The sequence below is a fragment of the Marinobacter sp. HL-58 genome, from assembly GCF_001314605.1.
GTDB lineage: Bacteria > Pseudomonadota > Gammaproteobacteria > Pseudomonadales > Oleiphilaceae > Marinobacter.
Map to the genome: position 1 here is coordinate 326,674 of NZ_LIHP01000010.1, position 18,750 is coordinate 345,423.

At 57.2% G+C, this 18,750-nt stretch carries 19 protein-coding genes; 8 read left to right on the top strand and 11 right to left on the bottom strand.

What is annotated here, in order from left to right:
• Nucleotides 1–103: 103 nt before the first annotated feature.
• Complete coding sequence (locus HLUCCO03_RS08765) at nucleotides 104–1,513, top strand: fibronectin type III domain-containing protein (protein WP_051603914.1); 1,410 nt, start codon at nucleotides 104–106, stop codon at nucleotides 1,511–1,513.
• A 21-nt stretch (nucleotides 1,514–1,534) separates the two neighbouring features.
• Here the strand turns inward: HLUCCO03_RS08765 and HLUCCO03_RS08770 are convergent, their stop codons facing one another.
• Nucleotides 1,535–3,490, bottom strand: coding sequence for a sigma-54-dependent Fis family transcriptional regulator (locus HLUCCO03_RS08770; RefSeq protein WP_027832922.1), 1,956 nt, complete (start codon nucleotides 3,488–3,490; stop codon nucleotides 1,535–1,537).
• Between the two features lie 377 nt (nucleotides 3,491–3,867).
• On the opposite strand from HLUCCO03_RS08770, the gene HLUCCO03_RS08775 reads away from it, so the two are divergent.
• The gene (locus tag HLUCCO03_RS08775; protein ID WP_027832923.1) at nucleotides 3,868–5,670 is read left to right on the top strand and encodes an NAD(P)/FAD-dependent oxidoreductase; all 1,803 of its coding nucleotides are present in this window, start codon (nucleotides 3,868–3,870) and stop codon (nucleotides 5,668–5,670) included.
• Nucleotides 5,671–5,765: 95 nt separating this feature from the next.
• On the opposite strand, the gene HLUCCO03_RS08780 is transcribed toward HLUCCO03_RS08775, so the two are convergent.
• Entirely contained in the window at nucleotides 5,766–7,262 is a 1,497-nt protein-coding gene (locus HLUCCO03_RS08780) for a triacylglycerol lipase (RefSeq protein WP_036197664.1), read from the bottom strand.
• 186 nt (nucleotides 7,263–7,448) lie between these two features.
• Nucleotides 7,449–7,931 (bottom strand): NADAR family protein, encoded by a 483-nt coding sequence (locus HLUCCO03_RS08785; protein ID WP_027832924.1) that lies wholly within the window; start codon nucleotides 7,929–7,931, stop codon nucleotides 7,449–7,451.
• A gap of 137 nt (nucleotides 7,932–8,068) precedes the next feature.
• On the opposite strand from HLUCCO03_RS08785, the gene HLUCCO03_RS08790 reads away from it, so the two are divergent.
• The 4 genes from HLUCCO03_RS08790 to HLUCCO03_RS08805 all read left to right on the top strand — a co-directional run bounded on the left by HLUCCO03_RS08790 (nucleotide 8,069) and on the right by HLUCCO03_RS08805 (nucleotide 12,590).
• On the top strand, nucleotides 8,069–10,471 hold the full coding sequence (locus tag HLUCCO03_RS08790) for a Lon protease family protein (protein WP_292016671.1): 2,403 nt from the start codon (nucleotides 8,069–8,071) through the stop codon (nucleotides 10,469–10,471).
• A gap of 1 nt (nucleotide 10,472) precedes the next feature.
• Nucleotides 10,473–11,327: a universal stress protein gene (locus tag HLUCCO03_RS08795; protein WP_027832925.1), complete on the top strand. Its 855-nt coding sequence runs from the start codon at nucleotides 10,473–10,475 to the stop codon at nucleotides 11,325–11,327.
• Nucleotides 11,328–11,406: 79 nt separating this feature from the next.
• A complete protein-coding gene (locus HLUCCO03_RS08800; protein WP_027832926.1) occupies nucleotides 11,407–11,715 on the top strand; it encodes a 2OG-Fe(II) oxygenase in 309 nt (102 codons plus the stop codon).
• Nucleotides 11,676–12,590 carry a hypothetical protein gene (locus HLUCCO03_RS08805; protein ID WP_155939980.1) on the top strand — a complete coding sequence of 305 codons (915 nt, stop codon included), beginning with the start codon at nucleotides 11,676–11,678 and terminating at the stop codon, nucleotides 12,588–12,590. Before HLUCCO03_RS08800 ends, HLUCCO03_RS08805 begins: the two co-directional genes overlap by 40 nt.
• A gap of 68 nt (nucleotides 12,591–12,658) precedes the next feature.
• Here the strand turns inward: HLUCCO03_RS08805 and HLUCCO03_RS08810 are convergent, their stop codons facing one another.
• Both HLUCCO03_RS08810 and HLUCCO03_RS08815 read right to left on the bottom strand, forming a co-directional pair.
• Nucleotides 12,659–13,297 carry an SDR family oxidoreductase gene (locus tag HLUCCO03_RS08810; protein WP_027832928.1) on the bottom strand — a complete coding sequence of 213 codons (639 nt, stop codon included), beginning with the start codon at nucleotides 13,295–13,297 and terminating at the stop codon, nucleotides 12,659–12,661.
• A 93-nt stretch (nucleotides 13,298–13,390) separates the two neighbouring features.
• Nucleotides 13,391–13,846: a GatB/YqeY domain-containing protein gene (locus HLUCCO03_RS08815; protein WP_027832929.1), complete on the bottom strand. Its 456-nt coding sequence runs from the start codon at nucleotides 13,844–13,846 to the stop codon at nucleotides 13,391–13,393.
• Between the two features lie 62 nt (nucleotides 13,847–13,908).
• Here HLUCCO03_RS08815 and HLUCCO03_RS08820 point away from each other — a divergent pair, with 62 nt between their 5' ends.
• Nucleotides 13,909–14,802 carry a patatin-like phospholipase family protein gene (locus tag HLUCCO03_RS08820; protein ID WP_027832930.1) on the top strand — a complete coding sequence of 298 codons (894 nt, stop codon included), beginning with the start codon at nucleotides 13,909–13,911 and terminating at the stop codon, nucleotides 14,800–14,802.
• Between the two features lie 75 nt (nucleotides 14,803–14,877).
• Here HLUCCO03_RS08820 and HLUCCO03_RS08825 read toward each other — a convergent pair whose 3' ends face one another.
• The 6 genes from HLUCCO03_RS08825 to HLUCCO03_RS08850 form a co-directional block, all read right to left on the bottom strand.
• Nucleotides 14,878–15,255: a DUF4399 domain-containing protein gene (locus HLUCCO03_RS08825; RefSeq protein WP_292016678.1), complete on the bottom strand. Its 378-nt coding sequence runs from the start codon at nucleotides 15,253–15,255 to the stop codon at nucleotides 14,878–14,880.
• Between the two features lie 144 nt (nucleotides 15,256–15,399).
• A complete protein-coding gene (locus HLUCCO03_RS08830; protein ID WP_197025688.1) occupies nucleotides 15,400–15,567 on the bottom strand; it encodes a hypothetical protein in 168 nt (55 codons plus the stop codon).
• A 165-nt stretch (nucleotides 15,568–15,732) separates the two neighbouring features.
• On the bottom strand, nucleotides 15,733–16,206 hold the full coding sequence (locus HLUCCO03_RS08835) for a hypothetical protein (RefSeq protein WP_155939982.1): 474 nt from the start codon (nucleotides 16,204–16,206) through the stop codon (nucleotides 15,733–15,735).
• Nucleotides 16,207–16,283: 77 nt separating this feature from the next.
• A complete protein-coding gene (locus HLUCCO03_RS08840; protein ID WP_027832933.1) occupies nucleotides 16,284–16,622 on the bottom strand; it encodes a zinc ribbon domain-containing protein YjdM in 339 nt (112 codons plus the stop codon).
• A gap of 189 nt (nucleotides 16,623–16,811) precedes the next feature.
• Complete coding sequence (locus HLUCCO03_RS08845; protein ID WP_027832934.1) at nucleotides 16,812–17,237, bottom strand: GFA family protein; 426 nt, start codon at nucleotides 17,235–17,237, stop codon at nucleotides 16,812–16,814.
• Nucleotides 17,238–17,399: 162 nt separating this feature from the next.
• A complete protein-coding gene (locus HLUCCO03_RS08850) occupies nucleotides 17,400–17,561 on the bottom strand; it encodes a DUF1857 family protein (protein ID WP_292016672.1) in 162 nt (53 codons plus the stop codon).
• Nucleotides 17,562–17,747: 186 nt separating this feature from the next.
• Here HLUCCO03_RS08850 and HLUCCO03_RS08855 point away from each other — a divergent pair, with 186 nt between their 5' ends.
• Nucleotides 17,748–18,740 carry an MBL fold metallo-hydrolase gene (locus tag HLUCCO03_RS08855; protein ID WP_027832935.1) on the top strand — a complete coding sequence of 331 codons (993 nt, stop codon included), beginning with the start codon at nucleotides 17,748–17,750 and terminating at the stop codon, nucleotides 18,738–18,740.
• Nucleotides 18,741–18,750 lie beyond the last annotated feature (10 nt).

The following is an 18,750-nucleotide window of genomic DNA, read 5'->3' on the forward strand; positions in this document are numbered from 1 at the left end:
ATATAACCAAAAATCGCCGCTGTATGATTTGCTCAAATTCGTCAAAAATTTGGTGCAAAAAATGTCATATTGCGGCAATAAAATATCGAAGCATGGACTGCTGATGATTTCTGCGGTGGCCCTGCTCTCGGGCTGCGGTCTGGACATTACCTCTGAAGACAGCAACGCAACGGCGCAGTCCGCGGGCACAGATGAGCCGACTGTCGAGATCGCCGGTGCTGCCATGAAAGGTGTTATCCAACAGGGCCTGGTAACGGCCAACCGTCTGATCTCCTACAAAGACGGTAACTACTCCCCACAAAGAGAGGCAGCAAAACCGGTACTGACCGACGACGACGGCAGTTATACCTGGCAGTTGCGCGGCAAGGCGGATAGCTGGGCCCTGGTAGAACTGCAGGCAGACGGAAACACCCGTATGATTTGCGACGTGGTACCCCAGTGTCTACAGAGTGACGCCGAACCGGTTGCCTTCGGCCAACCCATGGGGCTGGACAGCAGCTTCAGCCTGCTCGGAGCCGGCGACCTGCAACTGGAAACCGTTAACCTGACCCCGTTGACTCACCTGGCGGTAACCCTGGCTGAACGCAGCCCCAATGGGCTTTCTCCGGAAGCCATCTCCGGCGCCTATGAAAAAGTGGAGGGCTGGTTTGGCCTGACAGCCGGCTCCCTGCGCCTGACTCCACCGGACCTGACCCGGCTGGATGACGCCGGCAGTGTGTCTGCAGATGCCTTGCAGGTGGCTATCGCCAATGCCGCTTTCCTTGCACTGGTGAACGAAAATACCCAATGGGACACCATTTCCGATGTACTGAACAACGTCGCCACCCAGATCAGTGCAACCGGGCAGATCAGCCTGATGGGTGATGGCGAGAACGTAGCTCTGGCAGATCTCGTTACCGTGGCTGCGGTACAGGCCTCCGAAATTCAGGCCACCGTGGATTCGAGCATCATCAGCCAGCGACTGGCGGTGGTGGAGCACCGCAACGTGCAGCATTTCAAGACCATTGCAGATGTCTACGAGGACAGCGATACCAGCCTTGCAGACACAGACACAGACACAGACACAGACACAGACACAGACACAGACAGCACAGTTTCCGACCCCACGGACGATACGACGAGTGATAACACCGGCGACACCGAACTGGCTGACGAAACCGAAGATACCACAACCACAGACGGTAGCAGCGAAGACACCGTCGCCGACACGGACACGGACTCTGAAACCACCACGGAAGAGACCATTCCGGCCAATGCGGCACTGCTGAGCTGGACCGCACCTCTCACCCGCGAAAACGGTGAAAGCCTGTCCATGGGCGAGATCGCCGGCTTTGAAGTGGTCTACGGTACCAGCGAAGAGGCCCTGGACCAGAGCATCGCCATTGGCGATGCCTCAATTGACGAACTGCTGGTGGATGAGCTCACCGAAGGTACCTGGTACTTCGCCATCCGCACCCTTGATACCGACGGCAACCGCAGCCGGCTGTCCGAGGTTGTGAACAAGCAGATATAAAGCAGTGTCACGGGCCGGCAATTACTTCTTGCCCAAAAACCGCGGTGGCTCAATATTCTGTTGATGCATCCAGCGATAGATTGTCGGCCGTGACACGCCATAAGCCCGGGCCACTTCGGATACATTCCACTGGTGCTTTATGAGCGCCGCCAGAAATGGATTGCCATCCTCGTGCTCAGCGACTGATGCGGAGTCTGCCGAGGTTGTCGCGTGATTACAGAGACATTCCTCCGGCAGGTCATTGACCGTAATCTGGCCGTTATCACAGGTGGCCTCGGCAAAGGCGAGCGCATTAACAAGCTGGCGGATATTGCCTGGCCAATCATAGGCAAGCAATGCACTCATCGCATCGGCCCGGATGCGGACATCAGGTAATTCACCCCGGGCTATCAGGTTCTTGAGTACGCGGTTAATCACATGTTGGCGATCGGCTCTCTCACCGAGGGACGGCAAGCGGAGGGTTGCGCCATTCAAACGGTAGTAGAGATCAGCCCGGAAACCACCACTCTCAATCAGTTGGCCGAGATCCTGATGGGTGGCAGCTATCACACGGCAATTCACCTTAACGGGCCTGTCTGCACCAACCGGCAGAATCTCACCTTCGGCCAGAACACGCAGCAATCGCGTCTGCAGCTGCAACGGCATATCCCCGATCTCATCCAGGAATAATGTGCCACCATCGGCCTGCTGGATCATCCCGCGCATCCCCTTGGCACGCGCACCGGTAAACGCACCCGCTACATAGCCGAAAAGCTCACTTTCAATCAGTGACTCGGGAATGGCAGCGCAGTTTACCGCCACAAACGCTCTGCGGGAGCGATGGCTGGAATCGTGTATCGCCCGCGCAAGAACTTCCTTGCCAGTGCCGGTCTCACCGCGAATAAGCAAGCCGACATCTCTGTTCCTGAGACGCTTGGCAAGCCCGAGGGTTCGCCGCATTACCGGATCGTCTGCAGCAAGGGAGTCCAGTTCCGGCACTGACTCATCAGCGGAAAGAGCCTCTGAAGACGGCGCCGCAGAGGATCTGACCCGGGGCAGGATAAGCGCCGCGAAATAGGTATTCCCGGTATGGCAGTGCCTGAAAGCTTTTACCTGGTCATCATGATCGTAAGGGATGCTCCATATATCCCTCAGTTCACATTCGAACAGGCTGGTGATATCCGGCCCGGGCGCAGCGCCTTTGTCGGCACCTGTGCTCTCCATAAGCGAGCGCCCGGCTGTGTTGGCAGCCTCTACGCAGCCATCGTCGTCAATGGCGAACAGAAACTGCCCATTGACCTGAACAAACTCACGCGAGGCGTCGCAGCGGAATATCGTCTGATTACGGTATCGGCGCAGAAAATAGGCATCCTCGATCATCCGGGCATAGAGTTGCGTCAGATGTAATGCAAAAGTCTGGCTACTGCGCGGATCGGGCGAATCCAGAGCGGATATATCCAGAACCGCCAGCAGATTGCCAAGGGGGTCCAGAATGGGTGCTGCAGTGCAGGTCAGACTGATATGGCTTGCGTCGAAGTGATCGACCCGGTGACAGGTAAGTGGCTGCTGCTCCTGAATACAGGTGCCCACAGCACAGGTACCGGCATATTGTTCACTCCAGTCTGCACCCAGGTATAAACCGGCTTTGCGCAAACGCTGGTCATGGCGACGATCACCCAGATATTGCACAGTAATGCCACGGTGGTCCGTCAACAGCAGCACATAACCCAGATTGGCGATGTTCATGTACAGCTGTTCGACACCAGCCCTGGCCACATTGAGAAACTCATCCACCGAGTCCTGATGCTCTCTCAGGGTTTGCTGGGTGACGATCCGCGCACTGCGCGGCTGGCTCGGGTCCAGGCCATACTCGTTAATACAGCGCTTCCAGGAACGACCAATGAGTTCAGACCCGGGTGGTAAAGTCGAAGACGAGTGATCGTCTGTAAAACTCAGAACCGCGTCAATGTGGCGCCGCTTTGCCAGTTGCATAGTCATGCCAAGCTCCTGCATCGCTCTGATATTGTTTTTGTCATCCACGAGAGATACTGCTGCATCGCATTGACAGCTTATACCTGATGGCCCGATATCAACATCCTTCTTTAGTGCCCTACCGGGCATTACACCTGTCACACCCCCGCACCCCGAGGCATGACAGGTGTAATGCGAACAGGCCGCGCCGGAACCCTCAAGCCGCTCTCTATCGCCACCCGAAATAGCCAGAATTCCCGATTTTTCAGCATCTTGAGCACACGAAATCAATCCACAAACAAAGCTGGCACAACAACTGCTCCGTCTGGATTGAAGGATTCATTCCTGTACTGGGTGCCTTGGGCGCCCAACCAACAAAAACAATGCACATCCGGAGAAACGTAATGAGCCAAACAGAGTTCACACCCACCCAACAAGTCCAGCAATGGCTCGACGGGTTCAATCAGGCCCTGCAATCCAGTGACCCCGGCCAGGCTGCGGAGCTATTTGAAACGGACGGTTTCTGGCGGGATCTCGTTGCCATGACCTGGAATATCAAGACAGTGGAAGGTCGGGATGGCATCCGTGACATGCTTGAGCACACCGCAGAGCATGCGCGTCCCGGTAACTGGAAGGTTGCTGAAGAAGCCACCGAGCAGGATGGCGTTACCGAGGCCTGGATAACCTTCGAGACCAGAGACGCCCTTGGGAAAGGCCATGTTCGCCTGCGCGACGGTGCAGCCTGGACTCTGCTGACTACAATGCAGGAGCTGAAAGAATTTCCCGAGAAACGCAATTTCCTGCGGCCAAAGGGAGCAAAACACGGCGCCACGAAATCACGACAGACATGGCTGGAGGCAAGGCAGGAGGAAGAACGTGAACTGGGATACAGCCGCCAACCCTACTGCGTAATCATCGGTGGCGGTCAGGGCGGTATTGGCCTGGCAGCGCGTCTGCGGCAACTGGATGTGCCAACAATCGTTGTCGAGCGTAACCCGAAGGCCGGCGATTCCTGGCGCAACCGTTACAAATCACTTTGCCTGCACGATCCGGTCTGGTACGACCACATGCCCTATCTGCCATTCCCGGACCACTGGCCCGTTTTCGCGCCAAAAGACAAAATTGGTGACTGGCTCGAGATGTACACCAAAATCATGGAGCTGAATTACTGGAGCTCTACCGAGTGCACCGGTGCCCGCTATGATGAAGCCGGCAAGGAATGGGTCGTTGATGTGGTCCGGGACGGTGAAAAGGTCACCCTGCGCCCCAAACAGCTGGTTCTGGCTACCGGCATGTCAGGCATTCCCAATATTCCCGACATTCCGGGAATGGACAGCTTCGAGGGTGAGCAGCATCACTCAAGCAAGCACCCGGGCGGGGCTGCCTACAAGGGCAAGAAATGTGTGGTTCTGGGCGCCAACAACTCTGCTCACGACATCTGTGCGGCACTCTGGGAGAATGACGCCGATGTCACCATGATTCAGCGCTCCTCCACCCACATCATCAAATCAGACACACTGATGGATCTGGTGCTTGGCCCCCTGTATTCGGAGGAAGCTGTACAGAACGGAATGACAACCGAGAAGGCGGACCTGACCTTCGCATCGGTTCCATTCAAAATCATGCCAGACATGCACATACCGGTTTATGAACAGGTGGCCGAGCAGGATGCGGATTTCTATCGCCGCCTTGAACGTGCGGGCTTCATGCTGGATTTTGGTGACGACGGCTCCGGCCTGTTCATGAAATATCTGCGCCGCGGCTCCGGCTATTACATTGACGTGGGCGCCTCTGAACTGGTTGCCCAGGGCGAGATAAAACTCAAGAGCGGTGTCAGCATTGAACGCATTAACCCCCGGTCTGTCACTCTAACCGATGGAACGGAACTGCCGGCGGACCTGATCGTCTACGCCACCGGTTTCGGATCCATGAACGGCTGGGCAGCACGGATCATCTCCCAGGAGGTTGCGGACAAAGTCGGGAAGTGCTGGGGCATGGGTTCCGACACCACCAAGGATCCCGGCCCCTGGGAAGGTGAGCTGAGGAACATGTGGAAACCGACTCGACAAGAAGCGCTCTGGTTCCACGGCGGAAACCTGCACCAGTCGCGTCACTATTCGCTGTACCTGGCACTACAGCTCAAGGCCCGGAAAGAGGGCATCGACACACCGGTCTATGGCATGGAGGAGGTTCACCACCTGTCCTGACCCGGGTAGTGCTGCCCGATGCCTCGTTCCCGAGGCTCGGGCAGCCTGCACTGATCCTGCAAAGACATGAACCGGGTGAATTGACTTCTAAAACCTCAACTCTGATTACGACGGGACAGCTTCAGTTCAAGCCTTGCCTTGAAACCTTTTCTCGAGGAAACCGGGATAAAATAGCTTTCCCCTTCCTGGTCGGCTTTACGGCCGTCGCCGTCGCCCTGGTTCTCGTCCGCCAGGATATACCTGACTGACCAACCACCATCAGGCTGCGGGGTCAGCCGCAGCACAATGGTGTCCCGGAACAGGTACTCGCCCGGTATCCTGTCCTCGAACCACAGCTTGCCATCAATCAGGTAATCGGTGGGTGAAACCGCCAGCTCCACGGCCATGACCAGCGTACGGCCCCGCTCCACCGTTATTCGCGAACTGTCCAGGAAGGTCGAAAACAGAACCGGTGACCGGGGAGCGCTGATGCCAAGCTCATTCGGCCTGAACATCTCGTCAAACTTGCGCAGCACCGCGCTGAAGGTTTCACGACGCCTTTCGGTAAGCCGGTAATTACCGGCCCCACGCGGTGAAACCGTGGCTTCAAAGTAGTAGGACGCGCGAACCTGTTTGCCCGCTGCCCTCGCCTCTTCCACCTTTCCGGGAAGAGGAACCTCTTCCACCTCCAGAATGCCATCAACGCGAACATCTCCGAACAGAAAGCGAACCAGGTTCTGATAGCCCTCTTCCGAATTCACAATTCCGTAGGGCCCGCTATGACTGCGATAGACAAAAGCCCGTGGCGCACCCTTGACGGTTGCATTCTCGATGGCCACCAGACCATCGCTCATCTCTCCGGCCAATCGACGGGACAGCCCGCCGGCGGCTTCGTAATCCTTGTGATTGGTGCCCACGAGGCAAAAGAAATCATCCGGTTCGAATTTGCCCTCCAGTGAATTGACACTCCTGGGCTTGCCGCTCATACCAAGATATTGCGCCATTACCTTGCGGTTAAAATTATTGATGTCCCAGAGACTTAAAAAGGCGGGTACGTTCAGGCCTATCATATCGATGCCATTGTGGGGCGTGGCATAGGTAAACACCCGCGCGATCGAACTCCGCACACGGCCACTGGCAACACTCTCGTTCTGCAGAAGACAGCGGACAATCAAACCACCCATGGAATGGGCAACAAGGTGCACCCGGAACTCACTGTCGCTGACAACCTGGTTGCCCACCAGGTCTTTACGGATATTCTCCACAAGTTTTCCCAGGCGCCGGGCTGCAGCCATGATGGAAAGCGCATCTCCGTCACCAAACTCCTTGTCTGCCTGATCGTAATAGCGGTAGATAACCACGGTTTTCAGGCCAATGGAACGATCCAGTTCCGCGCCCTCGGAGAAGGCATCGGTGTATCCGTAGTCCTTCATCAGGCGAACCAGGGGCGACTCGAAGATCTGCTTCTGAACCTTGCCGTCCCATGACTGCCTCACCCGGGTCGCTCCGAGGTTGAACCCCATGTGGGGTTTATCAACCGCATCGGCAACCTCCCCTGGCGTCATCGCGTATCCACGGACATAAATAATCGGATAAACATTATCCTGTGGCACCTTGCGCCTCCTCCCTGAAAGCCTGGTTTCTGGTGTATTCAGGAAGCGAAATTCATTCCAGAAACCTGAATACCCAAGGGAAATAGAGCGCAGTGAGAAGCAGGAAGAGCCGGGTAACAGCGAGTAGTAAAAAAGGCTGACGGTGCTGCGAATAGTATGTGGACCCTGCCCTGCTGATCAGGGAAATCAGTTTGCGCCACTTTCCTGCTCTTCCCGTAGCTTGGCACGGACATTCATCAGCACGTGGCCATACCGGTTATTGCCCCGGCGGTCACGGCCACAGCCCCAGAAATAATCAAAGTTGCTGTTCTCTACGATCTTCTGGTCGCCGGTATCAAGCAGCGCCTCCGCCAGGTTGGAGTAGGTCCGGCAGCGCACATAGATACCCCGTGTCATCACGGTTTCACGGACCTGTTTCCAGTCCTTGCGCAGGCCCTTTCCGCGTTTGCGCCCCAGTTTCCTCGCCTGGGCCGGTGTTGCTGCTGCCCTGACCTTTTCCTGCCAGGTTGCATCCGTGAATTTCATGCACTGAAAGTAGTGTTCCACAGTGGGCCATACCTTGCCTTCCAGCTCAAAGCTGAAGGCTGCGTAGGTTCCCAGAGGATTTTCTGGATCGGATCGTGAAATGAACAGATCATTCTCGCCGCTGTCGGCCGGAAAAAGAGACATAGTTGCGATCGCCCAAGGAGTTAAGCAGGCAGTTTAACCAAACTGGAGACACAACAACAAAGCGTCTTTGTGGTCTATCCTTGTGTGACGTTGTTCTAGGTTTTCCAACCTTCAAGTCACTCATCAGGAGGATGTTAATGACCTTACCCACGCCATTGACTGCGGAACAGGTCTATCACCAGTGCCCGCTCGACAAGCTGGATTTCGACACCACGGATTCGCTGGAGGACCTGGACCTGCCCTGCGGCCAGGAGCGCGTACTAAGATCCCTTGAGTTCGGTGCCAGCATGCAGGCCGCCGGTTTCAACCTGTTTGTCCTGGGGCCGTCCGGTGCGGGCAAGCACGAGCTGGTCGAGCAGTTTCTGGCCAAACATGCCGAGGGGCAGCCGGTGCCTTCGGACTGGTGCCATGTCCACAATTTCGAATTCTCGGACAGGCCCGTGGCCATTCGCCTCACAGCCGGCGAGGGGCGCCAGTTCAAGAAAGACATGAATGATCTTTCCGGCGAGCTGCGCACAGCGATACCCGCGACCTTCGAAAGTGAGGAATATCAGGCACGCCTGCAGGAACTGCAGGAAGAAATGACAAAGCGCCAGCATCAGGGCCTGTTTGATATCCAGGAAGAAGCCAACGCCAATAACATCGCCATGATAACGACGCCGGCGGGCTTTACCTTTGCACCGATGCGCAATGGCGAGGTTATTGACCCTGAGGAATACAAGAAATTCTCGGATGAAGAAAAAGCGCTTGTGGAGTCCAAGGTAGAAGATCTCCAGAAGAAGCTGCAGCAGACCATTCAACAGATCCCCCGTTTACGCAAGGAAGTTCGCGAGCGGGTTCATGCACTCAATGAAGAAATGGTTCAGCTCACCCTGGGCGGCCCGATTGGCGAACTTCGTGAGAAATGGCGACACCAGCCCGCGGTTGTGGAATACCTGGATGCCATCCGTGAGGATGTGGTGGAACATGCGGAAGCCTTCCAGGACACCGAAAACGGCCCACCCAGTGGTCTGCTGGGCCGCTACAAAGTCAATTTGCTGGTGGATAATGCGGAAACCACCGGGGCACCTGTCATTTATGAGGACCTGCCGAATCATCAGCATCTGGCGGGTCAGATTGAGCACCGGGCCCGGCAGGGCACACTGTACACCGATTTCACGCTGATCAGGGGCGGCTCTGCTCATCGCGCCAACGGTGGCTACCTGATCATTGATGCCCGCCGGATACTGAGCCAGCCAATGGCATGGGAAAGCCTGAAGCGCATCCTGTTTTCCGGCGAGATCCGGATCGAATCCCTGGAACGCCTGTATGGGCTGGCAAGCACCATGAGCCTGCAGCCAGAGCCCATTCCGGTCTCGGTTAAAGTCGTGCTACTGGGCGACCGTATGCTGTATTACCTGCTGTCCCACTACGACCCTGACTTCCTCGACCTGTTCAAGGTCGAGGCTGACTTCGAGGACGATATGGACCGGGATGACGATAGCTATGGGCTCTATGCACGCATGATTGCCACTATGGCACGGAGGCTGAAATGCCGGCCACTGGGCCGGACCGCGGTGGCAAGGCTGATAGAGCAGGCAAGCCGCCTGGCGATGGATCAGCGCAAACTGACGGCCCACGACCGGGTTCTGAGGGACCTGGTCAGCGAAGCCGATCATTGGGCTGACCGGGCAGGCACAGCCACCATCGAGCAGGAGCATGTCCAACAGGCAATCGATGAACGGGAATTCCGGGCCAGCCGGATTCGCGAGCGGAGCCGTGAGCAGATTGCCAGGGGCGTAGTGATGATTGCTACCGAAGGTGAAACCATGGGCCAGGTGAACGGGCTCTCGGTGCTCAAGCTCGGGGCATCAATGTTTGGCCAGCCAACCCGCATCACGGCCACCGCCCGGCCGGGGAAAGGCCAGGTTGTGGACATCGAACGGGAAGCGAAGCTGGGCGGCCCGATTCACAGCAAGGCTGTCATGATTCTCTCCCGCTTTCTGGCCAACCGGTATGCCGGCGATGGCGAGCTGTCCCTGTCGGCCAGCCTGGCTTTTGAGCAATCCTACGGGGGTGTGGAAGGCGATTCCGCCTCCGTCGCAGAAACCTGCGTTCTGCTGTCGGCAATCAGCCGGCTGCCGCTGCGCCAGTCCTTTGCCGTCACCGGCTCGATGAACCAGCATGGAGAAGTTCAGGCGGTGGGTGGTGTCAACGAGAAAATCGAGGGCTTTTTTGAGGTTTGCCGTGAAGCCGGCCAGGTTCGCGGTCAGGGCGTCATACTGCCCGCCAGCAATGTCGAACACCTGATGCTCAACTCGGATGTTCGCCAGGCCATCACCGATGGTGAATTCAGTATCTTCCCGGTGTCGCATATCAATCAGGCGATTGAACTTCTGGCGGGCAAGGAAGCCGGCGAACCGGACGAGAACGGTGTGTTCCCCGAAGGATCCTTTAACCGGGTTGTTGCGGACCGCCTGACAAAGTTCGGGGAAATCAGCAAAAAGCGGGACGACCATGACGAACATAGTGACGGCAATGGAGACGCTGGTCGTGACTGATATGGAAAAGCGCGAACAACAGAGCGCCTCGCGGGGACGTGTTCTGGTGCTCATCGACGGTTCACGGATGAGCTATGCCGCTCTCGAGGCTGCCGCAGACATTGCCGGCAAACGGGGTGCAGACATCCTGGGAGTGTATGTTGAGGAACTGAACCTGCTGCGCAGCGCGGGGTATGGTTTTGCCCGGGAGGTCGGCTCCGCCTCCGGAATCAGCCGGCCGCTGGACCCCGGCCTGCTGGAGCAACGCATGCGACGGCTGGCAGATCAGGCACGTGCGGCGCTTGCCAGGGCTGTAAAGCAGCGCGGAGGCAAAGCGGCTCTCAGTATTGCCCGGGGCCGTGTGGTTGAAGAGGTTCTGGCACTGGCCGGCCCGGATGATCTACTGGTGCTCGGGCGCGCCGGCTGGTCTTCCACGGCCGGAACCCGGCTGGGCTCCACGGCGCGGGGGCTGGTCCTGCAGTCACCGGCGCGGGTTTTGCTCTGGTGCCAACCGAAACCGCCCCACCAGAACCGGATCGTTGTTTTCCTGAATGATCACGATGAAGCAAATCACCGGGCGGCACTGGCTGCGGCCGAGATCTCCCGGCACGATCAGCAGCCAGTGACGATCATCCTGGGGGCTGACGGCGAGCCAGCTGGCGATCAGCTGGACGCGATCAGGCAGGATCTCGACGTGCTCGGGGCCGGCACACGATTGCGGGTCCTGGCGGATTCAAACCCCCTCAGCATAGCCCGGATGCTCCGGGAGGAACGCGCCTCGCAGCTGGTCATCAGCCGTGAGAGCGCACTCTTTCACGAGCCGGGGGCAGATCGGCTGTTGGCCGCACTCAGCCTTCCCGTTACCGTTACGCCATGACCCTGCTGCCCGAAGTTGACCGCCTCCAACAGACCGCGCAGACTGGGCCTGTAGCCCATAGATAGCGCACGTGCACCCAATGACCGCAAACGTAAAAACACGGATCCTGTTCAACTCCAGACGGCTCAGCGTATATCTGGTTCGGTATCCTCAGGGCCACAAGGTAGTGCCTCACGTGGACATGGTTTCAGAAGGCCGGCTCTACAAATTGAACTGCGTTCTGAAAAAGCCCACGGCCGGTGGCGAGTTCATCTGCGAGAAGAATATTTTCAACCTGTTCGGGCGGGTCTACCTTTTTCGCCCGGACCTGTATCAGCACAGGGTTTCAAGGATTGAGCGCGGAAACCGGTGGCTGCTGAGTTTCGCACTGACCAGAACGTCAGCCTGAATGCCATGGCTGCGCCATCCACACACGAAGGACCGATGCCTGGAAGGCATTGGGTGTTTCCTGTTGCGGCGCTTCTGGCTGCCACTCTCACCCTGCCCACTACCGTTCAGGCCTCAGATGACTTCTACCTGCAGTACCGCCAGTGGCAGCCCTACGACTGGCCGGAAGACGTGCCAGCGGCCAACGATGTAAGCCGTTCCCAGCGTGGCATGGGCTGGCGACAGCAAAGCGCTGTGGGCTCCATCGGTATTGACTACGATTATCAACCGCTGCGCATACGCACAGGCGAACCGGCGCACAACGGCCACCTGCATCGGTTAACCTTCGGAGGCCATTGGCGGCATGGGCTTTACCGCGTGCAAGCGCGTGCAGGCGTTGCCGGCACCTCCAATATGTTCAAGCATCAGGCCTTTCACGATGATGTGGTGAACGGCCGCGCGGCAATATTCCGGGCAACCGGTGAAGGCTCGCCTTTGAGCCTCGGAGTTGGTGGCGATCATCGCTTTGGCTCTTTCCAATGGTTGCCAAGGGTGCGTTGGGAGCATGCGAGTGACAGCGGCCACTGGCTGCTGGATCTGCCTGTTCTGGTGCAATGGCAAAGCCCCGGTGAACAATGGGGGCTTCGAGTGGAACGCAAGGGGGATCGCTGGGCCACCCTTGACGGGGCCAGGGACATCGAAAGCGCGCTCTATCTGCGCGAATGGAGAGCAGAGCTGAGCTACCGGGTCAGCCCGGGTGAAGGCCGGTGGCCCGCAGTGGAACTGGGGCTTGGGGCCAGTGTGGATACCCGCGTGCAGTATCGGGATCTGGCCGAGGGGACGCTGGACCAACGCCTCGGCGACGCTCTACTGGGGAGCCTGAGGCTGGGCTGGTAGCTTTGTCCTGACGGATGACAGAAAGTCATTGCCCCCCCACATGGCAGGCAAGCGGTCCCCGGCAGAGATTACAGTTCTGCCAAGGCCTCAGACACCGGCCTCTCGCCGGACACTACATCGAAAACCCGGTTGTCGGCAGTATCCGAATCCAGTACCGCCAGCAGCACACGGGCAACATCCTGCCGCGGAATCTTGCCGAAGGCGTCCAGCTTCTCTCTCAGCAAAACCTTGCCCGTACCTTCGTCATTGGTCAGTTGCCCCGGGCGAACAATGGTGTAATTCAGACCGCTGGCCTTGAGATGCTCATCGGCGTTGTGTTTGGCCCACAGGTAATGGCGTAGTTTTTCCGGACCCTTGTCCGGCTCCTCCGCACGCATGCTGCTCACCATGATAAAGCGTTTTATGCCCATGGCCCTTGCTGTGTCCATCAACCGGACAGCGCCGTCCTGGTCCACGTCGATGGTTTTATCCGGCCCGGTGTGGGGGCCTGAGCCGGCAGTAAAAATGACCACATCGCAGCCTTTCATGGCCTCGCTGCAGTCCTGCTCCAGGTCGCCAAGTACGGTTTCCGTAGCACCCAACTGCTGCAATTCCGGGCCCTGATCGGGATGCCGGATCAACGCCCGTGCTTCATGATCGCTTTCTGCCATTTCCCGCAACAGGTGTTGCCCGATTTGCCCGTTCGCTCCTGCAATAAATACATGCATGGCGGATCTCCTGGTTAGTTTTCTGGCTTGAACACCTCTTATACCTGAGCCTGCTGCAGACACAATTCAAGGCACCAGCGACCGGAATATCACTTAACCCGCCAACGCCGCCCGTACCTTCTTGCTCAGATGGCCCATATCGACCCGGCCAAGCACCTGGGGTTTTAGCTCGTTCATCACGCGGCCCATGTCCTGCATTCCCTGGGCGTCGGTTGCGCTGATTGCGATTCGGATCAGCCCGTCCAGATCATCCTCGTTCAGGGCGGCGGGCATGAACTCCTCGATGATTACCATTTCCGCCCGCTCCTTGTCACCCAGCTCCTCCCGACCGGCCTCATCGTACTGGCTGGCGGCGTCGCGGCGCTGCTTCAACATTTTGTCCAGCACCTTCAGAACGTCCTCGTCATCCAGCTCCCGGCGTTCATCAATCTCGATCTGTTTAACCGCGGACTGAGCCATGCGCAAGGTCACAAGACGGGTTTTGTCCTTGTTTCGCATCGCATCCTTAACCGCATTGTTCAGTTGTTCCTTGAGTGATAGTTCCGCCATACTCAACCTCTGTTAACATTGATTAGAAGCTTCCCCTCAGTAATATCATCGGGCCCTCATGCATGAAACTCAATCCCTTTAATACCCGCATCGGCCTGGCCCTCGGGGGCGGCGCCGCCAAAGGCATTGCCCACATCGGTGCCCTGAAGGCTTTCGAGGAAGAACAGATTCAGGTGCATTATATTTCGGGTACCAGCGTGGGCGCACTGGTCGCCAGTTATTTCGCCTTTGGCCGCCCGGCCGAGTCCATACTTTCCATCTGCTCGACCCTGAACCTGTCCAGGATTATTAACTTCACCCTGGAGCGTGGCGGCCTGTTCAGTACCAATGCCATCCGGGAAATGATCCACCGGGACCTTGGGGATTGTCGCATCGAGGATGCCGACATCCCCCTTGCCATTTGCGCCACGGATATCGAAACCGGTGAACAACTGGTATTCAGGGAAGGTAATCTGGCGGACGCGGTATGTGCATCCATGGCAGTGCCCGGCCTGTTTGTACCGGTGGAAGTGGACGGGAGAATCCTGGTTGATGGCGGGCTGGTTGAAAACGTCCCGATTTCGCCGCTGGAGAAAATGGGCGCCGGTATTATCGTGGCCGTTGACCTGAGCCATGTCACCCGGTACCCGAAGCCCAGGGATACGTTTGATGTGATTACCAACGCCATTAACATTGGCATCGACTTCAACACCCGCAAACAGCTAAAAAAGGCGGATATAGCGGTACCACTGGATCTGAGCGCCTACAGCCTCACCAACAATGCCGACCGGGTGGATGAGCTCTTTCTGGAAGGCTACCACCCCATGAAGAAAAAGCTTCGCCAGGTGCTCTGGTACAAGCGAATGAATATCCTCATCTATCTTCGCAAGGCAGCCTGGAAGCTGTTACCCCTCAAGGTACCCGAGATTATCAAAGACCTTAAACACCACGTCTTTGCGGCCCGCAAGCGAAGCTAGCCGGCAGATCAGAGCCTGGCTAGCTTCAGATACTGGCTGGCGGACGCCTCTCCTCCCGGAAAGTTATTTGCCCGGCTACTCCACCGTGATGGTGATTTTCTCGGACATAACGGGTGGCTCATGGGGTACGTGCAGGTGATCCCCCACCAGTAATTGCAAGGTATGCTCGCCCGGCTCCAACTCCAGAGTGGTCTGGGTTTGCCCGCCGCCAAAATGAATATGGTGCTCATCTGCCGGAATCGGTTCGTCCATTGCCGGCATTTCGTCCACATCCACCAGCAGGTGATGGTGCCCAGTGCCCTCTCGTTCCACACCCGCTGGTGCCACTCCCATACCCTCCAGGCCGTACCTCACGGTGACCGGAGCACTGACAGTTTGCCCGTCCAGTGGCGTAACAAAGTACACCGACGCTCCGTCTGGCGCGGGTGTCGCTCCATGGGCTCCGGTAACCATCGATGCAGCGAGAATAAAACCAAGGGAGAAACGCTGTGTGCAGTTGATCATGTTCATGACTCATTCCTTTATGTGCGCACGCCGCCTTCCTAATGGTAGGACACATTTCATGATCCTGCTGCTGAGCTGAATCTGCCCCGATTTTCAGCGAGCTTTCAGGCCAATCTGCTTTGAACCTGGAGAGGGAGAGGCGAATTGTCCGCTTTTTCCCTTGCCCACATATTCAACAACGCCGCCAGACTCCAGGAAAGCAGCCGTCTGCTCCTCAATAGTGGCAGTTGTCAATGTAGCTTTTACGGGTTTCTTGCTCATGATGATCTCCAGGTTGACAGTTGACTTGTTTACCAACTTCACACCCCATCATATCCGAACCAGGAAATAATTGTTTGGGGTGATTTCTCCCTGGCCAACCTTGAACTGATGAACCGCTGGCGCTACCGGGAACGGGCTCCACGATAGCCAGCCCTTTTACGCATCTCAGTTCTCTTCAACAGCTTCGCGGACAGTCCGTTCTGATTTATCCCAGGCCTCTGCGAGGTTATCGAAAGCGTCGTTAAAGCCATCCTTCATCGACTCCCAGGTGAAATCGGCGCTGTCCTTCATACGTTCGTGCCATTCTGATACCCGCGCCCGCTCCCTTCGCAGGTTCGCCAGGGCGCTCTGCGCCTGTGTCCGGGTCAACTTGTCGGCCTCATTCCACTCATCCCGCAGGCGACTGTCCAGGGTCTCGATTCGGGCGTCGATGTCTTCCAGAACGTCCTCAATGTCCGTCATCAATCGTTCCCGCCGCTCAGCTGTAAAATCCGCCAGCTCCTCGTTAAGGCTCTGCACATCCTGGCGCAATGACTCAACCTTCTCCTCGCCGTCATCCTCCGCCGCCTGGCCCTGAGCCAGGGGCATCACCATGGCCAGTAACAGGGCACTGGCCTTTAATCGCAATGGATATCGCACGTTCTGGTACCTCTTATGAATCAAATTGAAAATCACGATAAACAGATTTGTCCCGGTTTTTATATACGGTATGTACATCAAACCTTCTTCACAAACTCGGACTTCAGCTTCATGGCGCCGATACCGTCGATCTTGCAATCGATATCGTGGTCACCACCCGTCAGTCGAATACTCTTAACCTTGGTGCCAACCTTGACCACAGAACTGGACCCTTTGACCTTCAAATCTTTGATCACAGTAATGGTGTCACCATCCTGCAATTCGTTGCCATTGGCATCGCGGATCACGTTCGCGGCTTCTGCGGCGGCCAATTCAGCCTCAGTCCACTCGTGTGCGCACTCGGGGCACACCAGTTGCACGCCATCTTCATAGGTATATTCGGAATCGCATTGAGGGCATGGTGGGAGTTGGGGCATCGGGGCTTTCCTGTAGTTGCATTGGGTGAACGCATGATACCAGAAAGCCCATCTTCGCTCAGGGGGGAGATGTGTTATAAAGAACCTTTGTACAGCAGCGCCTCGCCCTGATCAACAGCCCAGGGCGGGTCAATAGCCTTCAGCGAGGAACCGAAGGCTTTCAAAATCCCATACTCGGCAAATCGGCATTTACTCTGGCAACGTCTCTCCCGATCCGCCCATTTCAGCAGGGACATCTTTCATCTTGGGCAGGCCATCCCGGATCGGCAACACCGACTCCTGATAATGCACATGCACCGCCGGCTCAAATTTCAGGTCCGGCAGATTGGCCACGTAAACATCGACCAACCCCAGCGCCGGGTGGTCCGTGAACACATGCCCACCACACTGTTTGCACCATTTACGATAGCTCTGCTCCGTAAGGTGGAACTCGCCTATCTGGTCAGCACCCGATAGAATCTCCAAACGATCAGGCAGCCAGAGTGAAAACGCATTGACCGGCCCCGCAGACCACCGGCGGCAGGAATCGCAATGGCAATAACCCATTGCCTCCGGCGCTCCGGATACCTGGAATTGAACGGTGCCACAAAAACAACTGCCCTGATACTGGCTCATGGTTATCTCCTTGTTTGTTGTTGTACAGTGATCACTGTTCCAGACCTGCCAGCAAAGTGTCTATCCTTCTGAATGCCGGGATAGACAGAACTTTCGTACGAAATTGCTCCGGCAAAGTGAAACTGAACAGATTGCGCCGGAATACTTCGAAGATAAAGATAGTCAGAACACCCCCGTCTCAGCCAACTGCCGTATGATCTGAATCGTTTCAATGTCCGGGCGCCGGGCCCGGAGTACCAACCCCTCCCACACCTGGAATCGGGTCAGAATCGGTATCTCTGGTTTGGTCAGGTCGTTTATCTGAACGATATGTTCAAAGATCACTTGGCCTCCTGTCTGCTGGTTTCAGCTATCACTTTGCCAGCGACAATAAACTTATAAAAACCTGCCTGAACGGATTCCTGAATCTGGCCCGGTTTTCTGCACGCCGACGCAGCATGATGTGTTTAACTATAGACTCCGGCATCACAGCCTCTGGCAATAGTTCCCCGGAAAACGAGAGCCCGATTCATGACCATCGACCGTGAACGACTGGCAGCCCTTGCCTCGGAATCCCACTTTCACCACGGCAGATATCGCAATCTGGAGCCCGTGGCCCGCCATGGCCTCGGTGATTTCCTGCGCTGGCAACTGGCCCCCGGCCGCCGTTTCCCGAAGGGTAAACGCTACACGCTGCTGCGCCCGGATGGCCACTTGCTGATGAACCCGCCGGCCAGGCCCCAACTTACCTGGCTGGGGCATGCGTCCTTCCTGTTCCAGTATCGGGGCCTGAACGTGCTGACCGATCCGGTGTTATCAGACCGTGCCAGCCCCTTGCGCCTGGTTGGGCCCAGGCGGTTCACCCCACCGGCCCTGACAGTCGCGGACATGCCCCCAATCCAGCTGGTGCTGATTTCCCACAACCATTACGACCATCTCGACGAAGCAACAGTGCGCCAGTTGCACCGGCGTTTCGGGGATACCCTGTGTTTCTGTATTCCCATGGGGTTGCGACGCTGGTTCGAAAAACGCGGCCTTCATAATCTTGTGGAGATGGACTGGTGGCAATCGACGCCCCTGCCCGACAACAACGAAGTGTTCTGCCTGCCAGCCCAGCATTTCAGTGGAAGAACCGCCACCGATACCAACATGTCGCTGTGGTGCAGCTGGCTCCTGGATATGGACGGTTTCCGGTTCTATTTCGGTGGCGATACCGGTTATGGGCAGATCTTTCGCGAGATTGGCGAGCTGTTTGCGCCCATTGATCTGGCGCTACTCCCCATCGGCGCGTACGACCCGCGCTGGTTCATGGCACCTGTGCACGTGGCCCCGGAAGAGGCGGTCAGTATTCACCAGGATATTGGCGCCCGCCAATCCATCGCCATGCACTGGGGCACATTCGTGCTCACCGATGAACCCATGGACGAGCCACCCCGGCGGCTAAGGCTGGCGCTGGAGAGGCAAGGTTTGAGTGAGTCGGACTTTCGGGTAATGCAACACGGGGAAGTATGGGCGGCGCAGTGATGGGCGGGAA